A 15,452-nucleotide genomic window follows, 5' to 3' on the forward strand; every position below is an offset into this window, starting at 1 on the left:
TAAAAAGTCATTCAACCTTCACATTCTACTATGATAGACGACCCTATTTCAGGATTCCTCACGAACGCTAAGTTGTCCTGTTCCTGGTACATCCAGAACAATCCGCGCTTTGACGGTCGATCCATCTTTACGTTTAAAAGACAACAATTGCGTCTGCCCCTTCGCGAGCAGGGACTTGAGCATCGTTTCGGTAATCTGCTTGCCAGCATATTCCTTCCAAATGACAAAGCCACAGCCTTGCTTAAAATGGCTACACCCATACCCTTTACGGCCTTCAATAATACTCCCACCGCAATTGGAGCACGGGCAGCTGCCTAACGCCTGCCTTTGGCTCACTGAAGCATCTGACTGTCCATCAGATGAGCTCCGCACTGCTTTTGTAGCTGAACTGCGTCTTGTTGGTGCTGCTGCTTGCTTTAGCGCAGCACTTCCTGCACTACTACCGCCTCCTGATGGTGTGCGATCCATTCCTTTGGCGGTGGCACGTCCACTCGCGCCTACACTGCGGGCGTTCCCCTTGCCTCCCGAGCGATTACTCCTTGCCTCCTCGCCAAAGGCATTTGCGGGAGCAGGTGGCTGCCGCCTTACCTTATCAATGATGGACAACGTGAATCTTTTAACGTTATCCATAAACTTCTCCTGAGCTGCCTCACCCTTGGAAATTTGATGAAGACGGCGTTCCCATTGACCTGTCATTTCCGGTGAGGCTAATAGATCTACCCCGGCATGACGGATCAGGTCAATAGCCATCTTTCCCTTATCTGTAATAAGAATCTTTTTGCCCTTCATTTCAATGTAGCCGACTTTCTTCAATCGTTCAATTGTGGCAGCTCGTGTCGCAGGTGTACCTAAGCCAGCGTCCTTCATAACCTCGCGTAATTCCTCATTCTCCATCTGCTTGCCGGCGCTTTCCATCGCTTTAAGCAATGTGCCCTCCGTGTAGCTTTTAGGGGGCTGAGTCGCCTTTTCTTTCATCTCGGCGCGAACACAATCCACCGGACGCCCTGCATCAATTTCAAACTTCTTGTCTGTCCACTCGTCCGTTTCCTCTTCATCTTCTTTTTTTGATGTTTTGCTCTTTTTACCTTTATCCTGGTCAGCCTTGCTCAAAACCACTTTCCATCCTAAGGACAGAAGCTCCTTAATATTGGTTTTAAACAAATGCTTGTCCACCTGCGTCATTACGGTATGCATTTTATATTCAGCCGGCGGGAAAAAATGCGACAGAAACCTACGAATAACCAGGTCGTATACATTTTGTTCCTCCTTGCTTAGCGTCCCCGGTCTTTTTAACGTCGGCAAGATAGCATGGTGATCCTCAACACGAGACGGATTGCAGACCGATTTATTCTGTTTGTGGACCAAATTAGGGTTTGCTTGTTGAACCAGATCAGCATAAGGGCCTGTCCCGAGCATCCGTAATGCCTTATGCATGCCGTCTATATTCTGCTCTGTCACATAGTTAGAGTTGGTACGCGGATAGGAAATGACCTTGTGACGCTCATAAAGCGCTTGTGCCACATCCAGCGTTTTTTTGGCCGAATAACCGTACTTGGCATTCGCCTCTCGTTGAAGCAACGTCAAATCGTACAATTTAAAAGGATACTCCTTTGTCTGCTTCGTATCATATTTGGTAATCTTCCCCTCTTTTCCGCGTACCGCCGCAGCAATCCCCTCAGCTTCTTCCGGTTTCGTCAGCCGATCTCCCTGCCATGCCCCTTTGTACTTAATCTGATCTTGCTTAAACTCAGCCCACACGTCATAGAAGGTTTGAGACTGAAATGCTTCAATTTCCTTTTCTCGATCATGAATTAGTGCCAGCACGGGAGTCTGTACCCGTCCTACCGACAGCAGGGTGTTATGACGTGTTGTGAACGCTCTGGAAGCGTTCATGCCAATCAGCCAGTCCGCTTCACTTCGTGCCCGCGCAGCTTGAGTCAGGAATTCAAACTCCGAGGCATCTCGCAATCGTTCAAAGCCTGTCGCAATACTCTCTGCCGTCAAGTCCGAGATCCACAATCGCTTAACCGGCTGTCGTAGCTTTAGCTGCTGCTGAATTAACGCAAAAATATATTGCCCCTCTCGTCCAGCGTCACAAGCATTCACGATGGCATTGCAGCGTTTGGCCAGCTCACCAATCATTTTTAGCTGATCTTTTGTTTTCGGATTAGGTACGATTTTGAACTGTTCAGGGATAATCGGAAGATCTTGAATATTCCATCGTTTGTACTTAGCATCGTAAGCATCTGGCTCAGCCAGCCCTAACAAATGACCGATCGCCCAGGTTACAATGTATTTCTCCCCTTCCAAATAGGTACGGTTATTTTTAGCACGAGGCTCCATAACAGCGGCAATCGTCCGCCCCATATCTGGTTTCTCAGCAATAATCAACGTCTTCATACATTCCATTCCTTCCTGACGGCCTTCTGTTTCTCCTCCATGAATCATAAATATACATGGAACGCAAATGAAAACACAGCTATCCCGGCCTCATGCAAAAGGAGCTTTCTCCCAGCGAAAGCTCCTTTGTAAATTCATTTAGTCTAGCGCTTCAACAATATACGTCTATTATACCATAGATCTCATAGTTCTCTCAGATCATGATTTTACTCTATGTTGAAACTACACCATTAATAAACACGGGTCATATTTATGTTAGTTTATATTACATATATTTAAGTTTTCAGCTAATTGTTTTGTAAAATAAAAGTATTTTTCTTTAAAAAGGCTACACACATCCTCCTTATTTATGTTATGATCACTATAGATAACAGTTGCATGATTAAAAACTCAATTCAAAGTCATTTTATATGACGTTAAGTTTACACAATTTTGTACACCCCCTAGAAAATTGGATTCAACAACTAGCGACAATGCTTGAAACACAAATAAAGCCCCATCCTAAGATGGAGCCTTTACTTGATTCGTAAATTAAATTTATAATTACACCAAAACAGTAGTACCCATGAGGTATTTATCAACTTCACGTGCTGCTTCTCGACCTTCATTAATAGCCCACACAACCAGACTTTGTCCGCGGCGCATGTCACCCGCAGCAAACACCTTATCCACATTCGTCACATATTTCCCATAACGTGCCTTAACGTTGGAGCGACGATCCGTTTCCAAACCGATTTCCTTCACAATCGTTTGCTCAGGCCCATCAAACCCAATTGCAATCAGCGCAATTTGTGCTGGGAATACACGTTCCGTACCTGGAATCGGTTGATAGATTTTACGTCCAGTTTCATCAACAATACGTTGGATTTGAATGGTGTGCAGTTCTTTCAGATTGCCATTCTCATCACCTACAAATTTGGTTGTCATGATGGAGAACTCACGCGGGTCTTCCCCGAACAACGCTTTCGCTTCTTCCTGTGCATAATCGAGAGAGTACACATTCGGAAACTGCGGCCAAGGATTGGCAATCGGATCACGTTCCAGTGGAGCTTTGGTGTGTGTGCCAAATTGAGTGACACTCCGGCAACCATGCCGCAAAGAAGTAGCTACACAGTCCGAACCTGTATCACCACCACCGATAACAATAACGTCCTTACCTTTGGAAGACAAATAGTTGCCATCTTCAAGGTTAGAATCCAGATAACTTTTGATGGTGCCATTCAAATAATCCATAGCATAATGGACGCCATTCAAATCACTGCCTTCAATATTGAATTCTCTCGGCTTTGTAGATCCACCGCATAGCACAACCGCATCATAGTCGGCAACCAACTGTTCAGTAGGGATATCCTTGCCAATTTCCGTATTCGTGATGAATTGAATACCTTCAGCCTCCAGCAAGTCTACACGACGCTGTACAACCTTCTTATCCAGCTTCATGGATGGGATTCCGTACATCAGCAACCCACCTACACGATCTGCACGCTCATATACAGTCACGCTGTGCCCTGCTTTGTTAAGCTGTGCTGCCGCAGCCAATCCCGCAGGACCCGAGCCAACAATAGCCACTCGTTTGCCTGTACGTTTTTCCGGCGGGTTAGGAACAACCCAGCCTTCCTCAAAACCTTTTTCGATAATCGCTTCCTCAATTGTCTTAATGGTAACAGACTGCCCGATAAGGCCAACAGTACATGAGCCTTCACATGGCGCAGGACAGACACGGCCCGTAAATTCGGGGAAGTTATTCGTTTTGTGCAGCCGATCTAACGCTTCCTTCCACAAACCACGATATACGAGATTGTTCCATTCCGGAATAAGATTATGAACCGGGCAGCCTAAAGTTGCTCCCATGAGATCCATCCCCGTATGACAATAAGGAGTTCCGCAGTCCATACAACGCGCCCCTTGGGTACGCAGCTCTTCTTCAGACATATGCTTATGGAATTCTTCCCAATCCTTTATACGCTCTGCCGGGTCCCGGTCTGTAGGAAGTTGTCGTGTGTATTCCATAAATCCAGTTGGTGTAGACATGTTACGTTCCCCCATCTCTTCGCTTATGAACCCCGATCATCCATTCAGAATTCTAATCAAATTCGAACTTGTCTGTTTGTGTTATGAAAGGGTCTGTTCTCGTTGAATTTGATTTATTGTATCACAATACAGCGTAAAAGTAATGAAAACTTATGCAACTTTCTGCATCTACAGCCAAAAGGATTTTTTATATGGTTTATTAATTTTTCAAATGAGCTAGGTCGAGTTCATCTATTGTTATCCTGTTCTCTCGTAAACAACAAAACGGTAGTCATACAGGTTTTTGTCGTCCTTGATACCTGGCGTCTCACTGACTATAGTCCAGCCGCTCCAATCCAGCTCAGGAAACGTCGTATCACCTTCAAAGGTCTCCACAATTCGAGTCACAATCAGCCGATCAGCATGTGGCCAAAACAGTGAATAAATCTCCGCTCCGCCAATGACCATTAGCTCTTCTTTCTGGGCAAGTTGGAGCCCTTCTTCCAGCGTATGGATTACTTCCGCACCTTCCGCCTGATAGCGCTCATCTCGAGTCAAAACGACGTTGCGGCGGTTTGGTAGGCTTTTCCCGCCAAAGGATTCCCACGTTTTGCGTCCCATGAGTACCGTTTTATTAATCGTCTGCTCTTTGAAGAAGGCCATGTCTCTGGGAAGGCGCCAAGGAAGACTGTTATCCCGGCCAATCACACCATTTTGTGCCATAGCCCATATCATCGAAATGCTCATCTTTCCACCTCCTCTAATCAGATGGCGACAGGCGCCTTGATCCCTGGGTGATGCTCGTAATTCTCAAAAACAAAATCCTCGTAAGTGTAATCAAAAATGGATTCCGGCTTGCGCAGGATTTTTAACTGTGGCAAGGGATAAGGATCACGCTCCAACTGCGTATGCACTTGTTGTATATGGTTTGAATAAATATGCACATCGCCGCCTGACCAAATAAACTCTCCGGGCTCCAAACCGCACTGCTGTGCAACCATATGCGTCAGCAATGCATAACTAGCGATGTTGAATGGCAGTCCAAGGAAAGTATCCACTGAACGCATCGTCAACATACAGGATAACTTTCCTCCAGCTACGTAGAACTGGAATACAAAATGACATGGTGGCAACTTCATTGATTCAATTTCAGCCACATTCCAAGCACTGACGATATGTCGACGTGAATCCGGATTGTTTTTGATAGCCTCAATGACATTCGCAATTTGGTCAATATGTTGTCCGTCCGGTGCTTCCCATGCGCGCCATTGCGATCCATACACAGGTCCCAGATTCCCCTGCTCGTCTGCCCATTCATCCCAAATGCTAACTCCGTTCTCCTTGAGATAAGCAATATTGGTATCCCCTCGCAAAAACCATAACAGTTCATGTATAACGGATTTCAAATGTACTCTTTTAGTGGTCACCAACGGGAAGCCCTTGGCCAGATCAAAACGAAGTTGCCTTCCGAACACAGATAATGTTCCCGTCCCTGTCCGATCCTCTTTTTTCACTCCGTTCTCTAAAATATCCTCCAACAATTCCAAGTAGTTGCGCACGTTGTTTCTCTCCTTTGAGCATGAATAAAATACAGCATCGTCAATTTTTAATTTTTAAAATTCTCGATCTACCCCATTAATCTATATTTAGTTTATCATGTAGGGTACTTTTTTGACCATGTGCTGTGTGAATTTTCATGATAGTCCAATAATCTTAAAGTTTGAAAAAAAGAGACAAAGAGCGCAGATATAGCGCTCCTTGCCTCTTTTTTCATGTATGAAAACCAAAAACAAGATAATGAAATGGAATTAGCGACGTGGCGCCAATGCGTGGATCGGATGACCCATTACGACTTCTGCAGCTTCCATCACAAGTTCGCCCAGTGTAGGGTGAGCATGGATAGTCAAGGAGATATCTTCGAGTGTAGCACCCATTTCAATCGCCAGACCCAGCTCAGCAATCAGGTTGGAAGCTTCCAGACCTACGATTTGCGTACCCAGTACCAGACCTGTATCTGCGTCAGCTACGATTTTTACAAAGCCTTCAGCAGCGTTCAGGGAAACGGCACGACCGTTTGCTCCATAAGAGAACTTGCCAACTTTGACATTATAGCCTTTTTCTTTAGCTTGTGTCTCTGTGTAGCCTACGCTAGAGCATTCTGGATCTGTGAACACAACAGCCGGAATACATTTATAGTCTACAACAGATGGTTGGCCAGCAATTACTTCAGCAGCTACTTTACCTTCGTAAGAAGCTTTGTGAGCCAGAGCAAGACCAGGAACAATATCGCCGATTGCGAAGATGTGAGGGATGCTTGTGCGTCCTTGGTGGTCAACTTTCACCATTCCGCGTTCATCCAGTTCTACACCGATCAAATCCAGACCCAGTTCACCGTCTGTATTTGGACGACGTCCAACAGTTACAAGCAGGTACTCAGCAGTTACTTCTTTGCTTTCACCGTTAACAGAGAATTTCACTGTTACATCTTTATCAGTTTGCTCCGCAGTTTCCGCTTTAGCGCCAGTGAAGATTTCGATACCTGTTTTCTTCATGCTTTTCGAAACGATGGAAGTCATATCTTTATCGAAGCCAGGAAGAACAGTATCCATACCTTCAATGATCGTTACTTTGGAACCGAATTTGGAATACATTTGTCCAAGCTCTGCACCAATATATCCACCACCGATAACGATCAGGCTTTTCGGAATTTCAGGCAGGTTCAATGCTTCAGTAGAAGACAGAATGCGTCCGCCAAACGGGAATGGCTTCAATTCGATAGGACGGGAGCCTGTTGCGATAATTGCATTTTTAAAACGGTAACGTGGTGATTCATGTTCGTTGAATACACGCGCTTCGTTTTCGTTGATGAACATGCACTCACCGTTGAAAACTTCGACTTTGTTGCCTTTGAGCAAGCCGCTTACGCCGCCAGTCATTTTCTTAACAACACCGTTTTTGAATTCTTGTGTTTTTGCAAAATCTACTTTTACATTTTCAGCCGTAATACCGAAAGTTTCGCCATGTTTAGCTGCTTCGTATTGATGAGCTGCAGAGATCAAAGCTTTGGATGGAATACATCCACGGTTCAAGCAGACACCGCCCAGCTCAGATTTGTCAACGATCAATACGCTTTGTCCCAACTGTGCGGCACGGATGGCAGCTACATAGCCGCCAGGACCCGCACCGATAACCAATGTGTCAATATCCAGAGAAGCGTCTCCTACTACCATTGATTACACCTCCATTACAAGCAGCTCAGGGTTAGCGAGCAGCTGTTTAATATAGTTCATGAAGTTTTGAGCAGTTGCACCGTCAATAATACGGTGGTCAAAGCTCAGGGAAAGAGCCATTACTGGAGCGGCAACAATTTCACCGTTTTTCACGACTGCTTTTTCACTGATGCGGCCAGTACCCAAAATTGCAACCTCAGGGAAGTTGATGATTGGAGTAAAGAACATACCGCCTGCGGAACCAATGTTCGTGATGGAAATCGTGCTTCCTCTCATTTCATTGGCAGCCAATTTACCATCACGACCGCGTACAGCCAGGTCACGAATGGAATCAGCAATCATCCAAATACTCTTACGATCAGCATCTTTGATAACAGGAACGATCAAGCCGTTGTCTGTATCTGTAGCAATACCGATGTTGTAGTATTTTTTGTAAACAATTTCGTTAGCTTCTTCGTCGATCGAGGCATTCAGAGCCGGGAATTGACGGGAAGCGGCAACCAAAGCTTTTACGATGAATGGCAGGTAAGTTACTTTTGTACCTTTCTTCTCTGCAATTGGTTTGATACGAGTACGGAAAGCAACCAGCTCGGTTACATCCACTTCATCCATAATTGTAACGTGTGGAGCCGTGTAAGCCGACTTAACCATAGCATTGGAAATTGCTTTACGGATACCTTTAAATGGTACACGTTCTTCCTCAGCACGCGGATCTACAGCTGGTGCGGATGGTGCTGCAGCTTTCGCTTCTTTTTTAGCTGGCTCTTGCGCTTTTGCAGCTTCTTTCGCTGCTGGTGCAGCCGCTTGGCCTCCGCCATTTTTGAAAGCTTCTACATCTTCTTTAGTGATTTTACCGTTTTTGCCGGAGCCACTCACTTGAGCGATGTTAACACCTTGCTCACGTGCAAATTTGCGAACGCTAGGTGTAGCCAGTACGTCTTTGTTCGAAGCAGCAGGTGTTGCACCTGGTTGCGTGTTCGCTCCACCTTTGGCAGTATCCTCTTCTTGTTTAACAGCAGCTGGTGCTTCTTCTTGCTCAGGAAGTTCACCTTCAGCAGCGATGACAGCCACAACTTGACCTACGTTAAAGATGTCTCCGTCTTTGGCAAATACTTCTTGAACCGTACCATTAACCGGACATGGAACTTCAACTACAGCCTTGTCGTTTTGTACTTCCATGATGATATCATCATCAGTTACTTTATCGCCAGGCTTGATGTGCATCTTGATGATTTCGCCTTCGTGAAGACCCTCACCCAGCTCTGGGAATTTATATTCAAATCTAGCTGCACCTGCAGCTCCACCTTGTGCAGCAGCACTTGGCTCAGGGCTAGCAGCTGGTGCTTCCGGTGCATCTTCTTGTTCAGGAAGTTCACCTTCTGCGTCGATGACAGCCACAACTTGACCTACGTTGAAGACGTCTCCGTCTTTGGCAAATACTTCTTGAACCGTACCATTAACCGGACATGGAACTTCAACTACAGCCTTGTCGTTTTGTACTTCCATGATGATATCATCATCAGTTACTTTGTCGCCGGGCTTGATGTGCATCTTGATGATTTCGCCTTCGTGAAGACCTTCACCCAGCTCCGGGAATTTATATTCAAATTTTGCCACGTTTAAAACCTCCCAAATTTACGGTGTGCTTTAATTAAAATTCCAATACTTTATTAACCGCATCAATGATACGTGTTGGCGTTGGCAACCAAGTATCTTCAATTTGAGCAAATGGATAAACGGTATCCGGACCTGCTACACGCAGAACTGGTGCTTCCAGATGCAGGATTGCTTTTTCATTAATTTGTGCAATAACTTCAGCAGCAACACCGGCACTCTTTTGCGCTTCTTGAACAACGATAGCACGATTGGTTTTTTGAACAGAGGCAACAATGGTATCAATGTCAATCGGGCTGATTGTACGCAAATCAATGATTTCCACTTTAATACCCTTTGTTTTTTCCAGCTCTTCAGCAGCCTTAACTGAAGTGTGTACCATCATACCGTAAGTAATGATCGTCACATCGGAACCTTCACGAACTACATTAGCCTTGCCCAGTTCAACTGTGTAATCATTCTCAGGAACTTCAGCACGGAATGCATGGTACAGGTTCAAATGCTCCATGAAAAATACTGGATCGTTATCGCGAATAGACGCGATCATAAGACCTTTTGCATCGTAAGGGTTGGAAGGAACAACAACCTTAATACCTGGTGTTTGAGTCAAAAGACCTTCCAAGGAATCTGTATGCAGCTCGGCTGCCTTAACACCGCCACCAAAAGGTGTACGGAATACGATTGGGGAATTGTAACGTCCACCGGAACGGTAACGCATACGGGATGCTTGAATTGCCATTTGATCGAGTGCTTCAAAGATAAAGCCTACGAACTGGATTTCAGCTACAGGGCGGAAACCTTGGATACCCAGACCGACAGCAAGACCCCCGATTGCGGATTCCGCCAGCGGAGTATCGAATACACGTTCTTCGCCAAATTCTTTTTGCAGACCTTCTGTAGCGCGGAATACGCCACCTACATGACCTACGTCTTCACCGAAAAGCAGGACGTTAGGGTCGCGTTTCAACTCTACGCGCAGTGCGTCACGAATCGCTTCTTTCATGTTCATTTGTGCCATTTGCTTCATTTCCTCCTTAAACATTGACAGATCAGTTTCAGTTCAGGTCAATCGAAAAGCAGACCGGATCGGGTTGCCGCCCGGTCTCTTTCAAGTTCAATTATTTAAAATCAGCTTTTTGTTCTTCCAAGTGCTTAGGCGTAGTTTCGAACATGCTATCGATCAGGCCAGAAATTGTCATTTTTTCTGTTTTCTCAGCTTTTTTGATCTCTTCGTTCACTTTTGCCTTAGCTTCTTCTTTTACGCGAGCTGTATCTTCTTCAGTCCAAAGACCTTTTTTCTCAAGGTATTTCGCAAAGCGGGCAATTGGATCTTTTGCATTCCATTCGCCTTCTTCTTCTTTAGAACGATATTTCGTTGCATCATCAGAAAGGGAATGCGGACGGAAACGGTAAGTAACGGCTTCAATCAATGTTGCACCTTCGCCATTACGTCCACGCTCTGCAGCTTCTTGAACAGCTTTAATAACTGCAAGCACGTCCATACCGTCAATTTTCACGCCTTTAATACCAGCAGCTACTGCTTTATGAGCGATCGAAAGGGCAGCGGTTTGTTTCGAGAATGGAGTTGTGATCGCGTAACCATTGTTTTGCACAAAGAAAATAACTGGCAATTTGTACACACCAGCATAGTTCAGACCTTCGTAGAAGTCACCTTCGGAAGAACCACCGTCACCTGTATATGTAATGACGACTTGTTTTTGTTTTTTCAGTTTGTAGCCCATTGCAATTCCCATAGCGTGCAGAATTTGCGCGCCAATGATGATTTGCGGCATCAATACGTTAACGCCGTCCGGAATTTGACCACCATGTTGATGACCACGGGAATACAAGAAAGCTTGATATAATGGCAGGCCATGCCAAACGAGTTGCGGAATATCTCGGTAGCCTGGTGCAATAAAGTCTTCTTTTTGGAGCGCAAATTCACTACCAACCATTGTTGCTTCTTGTCCGGATACCGGAGCGTAGAAGCCGAGACGTCCTTGACGGCCCAAGTTAACAGCACGGTCATCCCAAGTACGTGTAAATACCATACGATACATAATTTCTTTCAATTGATCATCTGTAAGTTTAGGCAATTTATCTTTATTGATAATTTCACCATCCGGAGAAAGTACGGACAGAGCCTCAACTTCCTCTGTGTAAACTTCATAAGGAACCTTGCTCATTTTCTTCACCTCAACAAAAAAATTTGAATATCAAGTTCCGCTGTTATAGGATTATTATACACCTGTTATATCGCTCGCGTCAAAGATTTAGTTATTTTTTTTGAGTTTGGCACAATTTTGTGTATGTAACAGGGTGTGTTTTTTACTATAACAGCTTAGTACATGATTGAAATTTTAAACATCTATTGCAATCAGGGTAATCTTAACTTATTGTGATCCTTAATGCAAAATAATACCCAAGAAAGGTGACGAAAAATGACGGATTCTCGGTATTTAAAACGAACCATCCTTAAAGACGAAGTAGATAGCCGCTTACTTGGCGAAACCCGAATTCTTCGGATTTATTTGCCGCCCGGCTATAATGAAATATTGAGCTACCCGGTCGTCTACTGTCAGGATGGAGAGGAATTCTTCAACTTTGGACGAATTGCAACACAGGCCAACCGTCTCATACTGGATGAGGGCGTGGAACCCTTCATTATTGTAGGCGTGGAAGTGAACACCAAAATCAGAACTCAGGAGTACGCTCCCTTCGGCAATCGTTTTGAGGCATACACTGCCTGTTTTGCAGAAGAGATTATTCCCTATGTGGAACAAAAGTATCCTATAAGAAAAGATGCAGCTTCCCGCATTCTGGCTGGGGATTCACTGGGAGGCAGTGTGTCTTTGCATTTGGCGCTATTGTATCCTGAGCTGTTTAATCGCATTATTAGCCTCTCAGGTGCCTACTATGAAGCTTCGCAAGAAATTATTGCCCGTGAGAAAGAACTGTCGTATCTAAATGTATGGATGACAGTTGGCCTTCAGGAAGATGCTTTTGAGAGTGATACCGGCATTTACAACTTTGTAGAGCTGAACCGTCAATGCGCAGATTTACTGCGCGAGCGGAACGCCGAAGTTTCTTACCGTGAAAAGGATGGTAAACATTTATGGGGCTTTTGGCAAAACGAGTTGCCTGACGCGCTAATGTATTTTCTGGATCGTGCCTGAGTAAAAAACATCCCAGACAATGATGAGGAATGAGCATTGACCTAGGAGGTCATAAGGCTCCTTCCTCTTTTTTATAATTTGGTTACGCTTTCAAAAATGTATAACGAAAAACGGCAATGATTGCCGTCATCTGTCGTTCACATTATAGCTTTTCTTCTATGATCTTGTCCAGCAAGGCCTCGCATCCCGCGTCCAATAATCGATAGGTCTCTTCAAAATTTCCGGTAAAATATGGGTCGGGTACTTCTCTTAACTTTTCTTGGGGAAGCAAATCCATGAACTTTAGAATATCAGCATCTGCTCCACCTGCAAGTTTACGCATATTTCGTTCATTAGAGTCATCCATGCACACAATATAATCAAATGCGTCAAAATCACGATCCGTTATTTGCCGTGCCTGTATGCCTTGTTCGCTGATTCCGTGCAGTTTAAGCTGCTTTAGCGTTCCCTCATGCGGAGGATTTCCAATATGCCAGTCACCTGTTCCAGCCGAGTCCACCCGAATTTCTGCGTCTAATCCCCGTTCCTTTGCTTTATGTCTCAGTATTGCCTCCCCCATGGGAGAGCGGCAAATATTGCCCAAACACACAAACAAAACGTTAATCATTTCGTTCCCCTTCCTATTCACGTCGCACTTTTTTTCTGTTCCATTGTAGCCAGGACCTCCAAAATTGTGCAAGCCATATTTAACGCGGTATACTTAAAATGATCGTATATCTGGAACCGTATGCAGAAAGAAAGGATGTTGGTTATGATGAAAAAGCGAGCCATTGTATTTTCAGGCGGTCGTCTTAATGAAGAAGATTTACAACAAATACAACCCGATGATTTTATTATAGGCGCAGATAAAGGTGCCCTTTTCCTGATAGAACGCGGTATTACACCACACGTCTCTGTAGGAGATTTTGATTCGATTACTTCAGAGGAACAAGAACAGGTAAAATCAGCAAGCCAACGTATGATTGCGTGCGATCCAGTACATAAGGACCTAACTGATACAGAGCTTGCTTTAGAAATTGCTATGGAAGAACAAGTAGATCATGTACTCTTGCTCGGTGTTACTGGCACTCGAATGGACCACACCTTAGCCAATGTTCAAATATTAGTACGGGCCATGCAGCATCACATTAGTTGCGCTATCATGGACGCACATAATTATATTGAGCTGACCGGATCAACGCTCGAGATCCAGCCCATGGGATATACATATACATCCCTGATTCCTATGACCGCCGAAGTAACAGGTATACAACTGGAAGGATTTATGTATCCCCTTCATAATGCCACCCTCAAAATGGGACAATCACGGGGTGTCAGCAATAAGCTAACGGCTGCAAAAGGTACTATTTCTATCAAAAGCGGTCTACTACTCGTTATTCAAAGCAAAGATTAATTATGACATTGTTGTAACTATTTAAAAAGTTGTTCACACACTCAAAACCCTTGACTAACAAGGGTTTTTCGGTTTTTTGAAGGTACTAGAATTAATTTATTTTTTACAAATTGTAATTTTTAATCGTTTTTTAATAATTGCGACGTAAGCCTTGCCCCACAAGCATTTGAGAGTAGTTTTCCAACTATTAGGCGGCTTCAAAACTGTTATACTCAACGCTGTCAGTTAGTTAGCAACTCAGCAAAATATTGCACAAATCTATTTTTGGAGGTACTTACAACATGAATATGCATAAAATCATAAAAAAGGTAATTATCGCAGGAGTCGCTGCCACTATCGGCTTTGGTACTTTTGCCATTGAGGGAACAAATACAGCACAAGCTGCTACTGCTACTACTACTGTAGGTCAAAAAGTAATTAACTACGGCAAAAAATATATGGGTACTCCTTATAAGTTTGGAGCTTCCACAAGCACCACACGCAATTTTGACTGTTCTTCTTTCATGAAGCACATATTCAAGAAATACGGAGTCGATTTGCCGCGTACTTCTGTTCAACAGTCTAAAGTCGGACATGCCGTATCCAAGGCCAATTTGAAAAAAGGTGACTTAGTGTTCTTTTCAAGCGGTAGCCGTGCCACAGGACGCAATATTACTCACGTAGCAGTATATATGGGCGGGGGTAAAATCCTACACACTTACGGTGGACCTGGGGTGACCATCTCTGATTTGAACTCCGGAAACTGGAAAAGAACGTACATTAAAGCACGTCGCGTGCTGTAATGTAAAACTCATTTAAGATTGGTAAGCCGGGACGAAAAGTTCCGGCTTTTTTTATACATAACTTATGCTATTTTGCTTCGATCGGCGTTCTGAGTGAATAGCCAATGCCTCGTTCGGTTCGAATCATTTTAAACTTTTGCCCTCTATCTACTTTAACCCTTAAATGCCTGATGTACACATCTACTACGTTCGTATCAGCGATATAATCATGTTTCCAAACATCCTTTAAAATTTGCTGCCTGCTACAAACTTGGTTAAGATGTATCGCCAGATGTAGCAAAAGATCGAATTCTTTCGGAGTTAATTCCAGCTTTCGCTCCCCTCTGCTCACCATTCTGCTTGCAGTGTCTATATGTAAATCCCCTGCCTCGATTGCTCTTTTCACATCACGTTCAACACCAAAAATTCGTAATAAATTAGCTACTCTAGCCTGAAGAACTCTAGGATAAAAGGGCACTACCATTACATCATGTGCTCCTTGTTCAAAGCAGTAAACCATAAGTGCTTCCTCATCTGATGAAATCATTACAAGCAGTGGAATATGAGGATAGTTCTGCTGCAAAATGCGAATCAAGCCTTGAGTGTCCGCCTGTTCATCTTTAATGTTCAGGAGTAGCAAACTCACAGGATTTTGAGCTATATAAGGGCTTACATCCGACGTATTACGAACATGAACCACCTGATAACCTGCCTGCTCCAATGGATGAACGAATACAGCGGGCTCTTCATTTTCATCCACAAGTACAATTAACGGGCTCATCTTTTCACCCACCTGGTTTGGACATCGCATTACATATTGGATACGAACAAGTTTGTTATAAGCCATTAAAACATATTTGTGTTAGTG

General features: G+C 44.2%; 13 protein-coding genes. 3 read left to right on the forward strand and 10 right to left on the reverse strand.

Annotated features, from left to right (window positions below; all coding sequences use genetic code 11):
• Positions 1–48 precede the first annotated feature (48 nt).
• The 8 genes from EGM68_RS13870 to pdhA form a co-directional block, all read right to left on the reverse strand.
• Entirely contained in the window at positions 49–2,400 is a 2,352-nt protein-coding gene (locus EGM68_RS13870; protein WP_129549429.1) for a type IA DNA topoisomerase, read from the reverse strand.
• 543 nt (positions 2,401–2,943) lie between these two features.
• The gene (locus EGM68_RS13875) at positions 2,944–4,431 is read right to left on the reverse strand and encodes a glutamate synthase subunit beta (RefSeq protein ID WP_064964191.1); all 1,488 of its coding nucleotides are present in this window, start codon (positions 4,429–4,431) and stop codon (positions 2,944–2,946) included.
• A gap of 237 nt (positions 4,432–4,668) precedes the next feature.
• Complete coding sequence (locus EGM68_RS13880) at positions 4,669–5,157, reverse strand: dihydrofolate reductase (protein ID WP_129549430.1); 489 nt, start codon at positions 5,155–5,157, stop codon at positions 4,669–4,671.
• Between the two features lie 17 nt (positions 5,158–5,174).
• A complete protein-coding gene (gene thyA / locus EGM68_RS13885; RefSeq protein WP_129549431.1) occupies positions 5,175–5,969 on the reverse strand; it encodes a thymidylate synthase in 795 nt (264 codons plus the stop codon).
• A 249-nt stretch (positions 5,970–6,218) separates the two neighbouring features.
• On the reverse strand, positions 6,219–7,640 hold the full coding sequence (gene lpdA, locus EGM68_RS13890) for a dihydrolipoyl dehydrogenase (protein ID WP_044786074.1): 1,422 nt from the start codon (positions 7,638–7,640) through the stop codon (positions 6,219–6,221).
• Between the two features lie 3 nt (positions 7,641–7,643).
• A complete protein-coding gene (locus EGM68_RS13895; RefSeq protein ID WP_129549432.1) occupies positions 7,644–9,257 on the reverse strand; it encodes a 2-oxo acid dehydrogenase subunit E2 in 1,614 nt (537 codons plus the stop codon).
• 34 nt (positions 9,258–9,291) lie between these two features.
• Entirely contained in the window at positions 9,292–10,272 is a 981-nt protein-coding gene (locus EGM68_RS13900; RefSeq protein WP_013371456.1) for an alpha-ketoacid dehydrogenase subunit beta, read from the reverse strand.
• A gap of 100 nt (positions 10,273–10,372) precedes the next feature.
• Entirely contained in the window at positions 10,373–11,440 is a 1,068-nt protein-coding gene (pdhA, locus tag EGM68_RS13905) for a pyruvate dehydrogenase (acetyl-transferring) E1 component subunit alpha (protein ID WP_016821911.1), read from the reverse strand.
• 255 nt (positions 11,441–11,695) lie between these two features.
• Here pdhA and EGM68_RS13910 point away from each other — a divergent pair, with 255 nt between their 5' ends.
• Entirely contained in the window at positions 11,696–12,430 is a 735-nt protein-coding gene (locus EGM68_RS13910; RefSeq protein WP_129549433.1) for an alpha/beta hydrolase, read from the forward strand.
• Positions 12,431–12,572: 142 nt separating this feature from the next.
• Here EGM68_RS13910 and EGM68_RS13915 read toward each other — a convergent pair whose 3' ends face one another.
• The gene (locus EGM68_RS13915) at positions 12,573–13,037 is read right to left on the reverse strand and encodes a low molecular weight protein-tyrosine-phosphatase (protein WP_013371459.1); all 465 of its coding nucleotides are present in this window, start codon (positions 13,035–13,037) and stop codon (positions 12,573–12,575) included.
• 144 nt (positions 13,038–13,181) lie between these two features.
• On the opposite strand from EGM68_RS13915, the gene EGM68_RS13920 reads away from it, so the two are divergent.
• Positions 13,182–13,823, forward strand: a complete 642-nt coding sequence (locus EGM68_RS13920) for a thiamine diphosphokinase (RefSeq protein WP_129549434.1) — start codon at positions 13,182–13,184, stop codon at positions 13,821–13,823.
• Between the two features lie 281 nt (positions 13,824–14,104).
• Positions 14,105–14,605, forward strand: coding sequence for a C40 family peptidase (locus tag EGM68_RS13925; RefSeq protein ID WP_013371461.1), 501 nt, complete (start codon positions 14,105–14,107; stop codon positions 14,603–14,605).
• Positions 14,606–14,672: 67 nt separating this feature from the next.
• Here EGM68_RS13925 and EGM68_RS13930 read toward each other — a convergent pair whose 3' ends face one another.
• Positions 14,673–15,365, reverse strand: a complete 693-nt coding sequence (locus EGM68_RS13930; RefSeq protein WP_129549435.1) for a response regulator transcription factor — start codon at positions 15,363–15,365, stop codon at positions 14,673–14,675.
• Positions 15,366–15,452: the final 87 nt, after the last annotated feature.

The sequence above is a fragment of the Paenibacillus sp. M-152 genome, from assembly GCF_003856555.1.
Taxonomy (GTDB): domain Bacteria; phylum Bacillota; class Bacilli; order Paenibacillales; family Paenibacillaceae; genus Paenibacillus; species Paenibacillus polymyxa_C.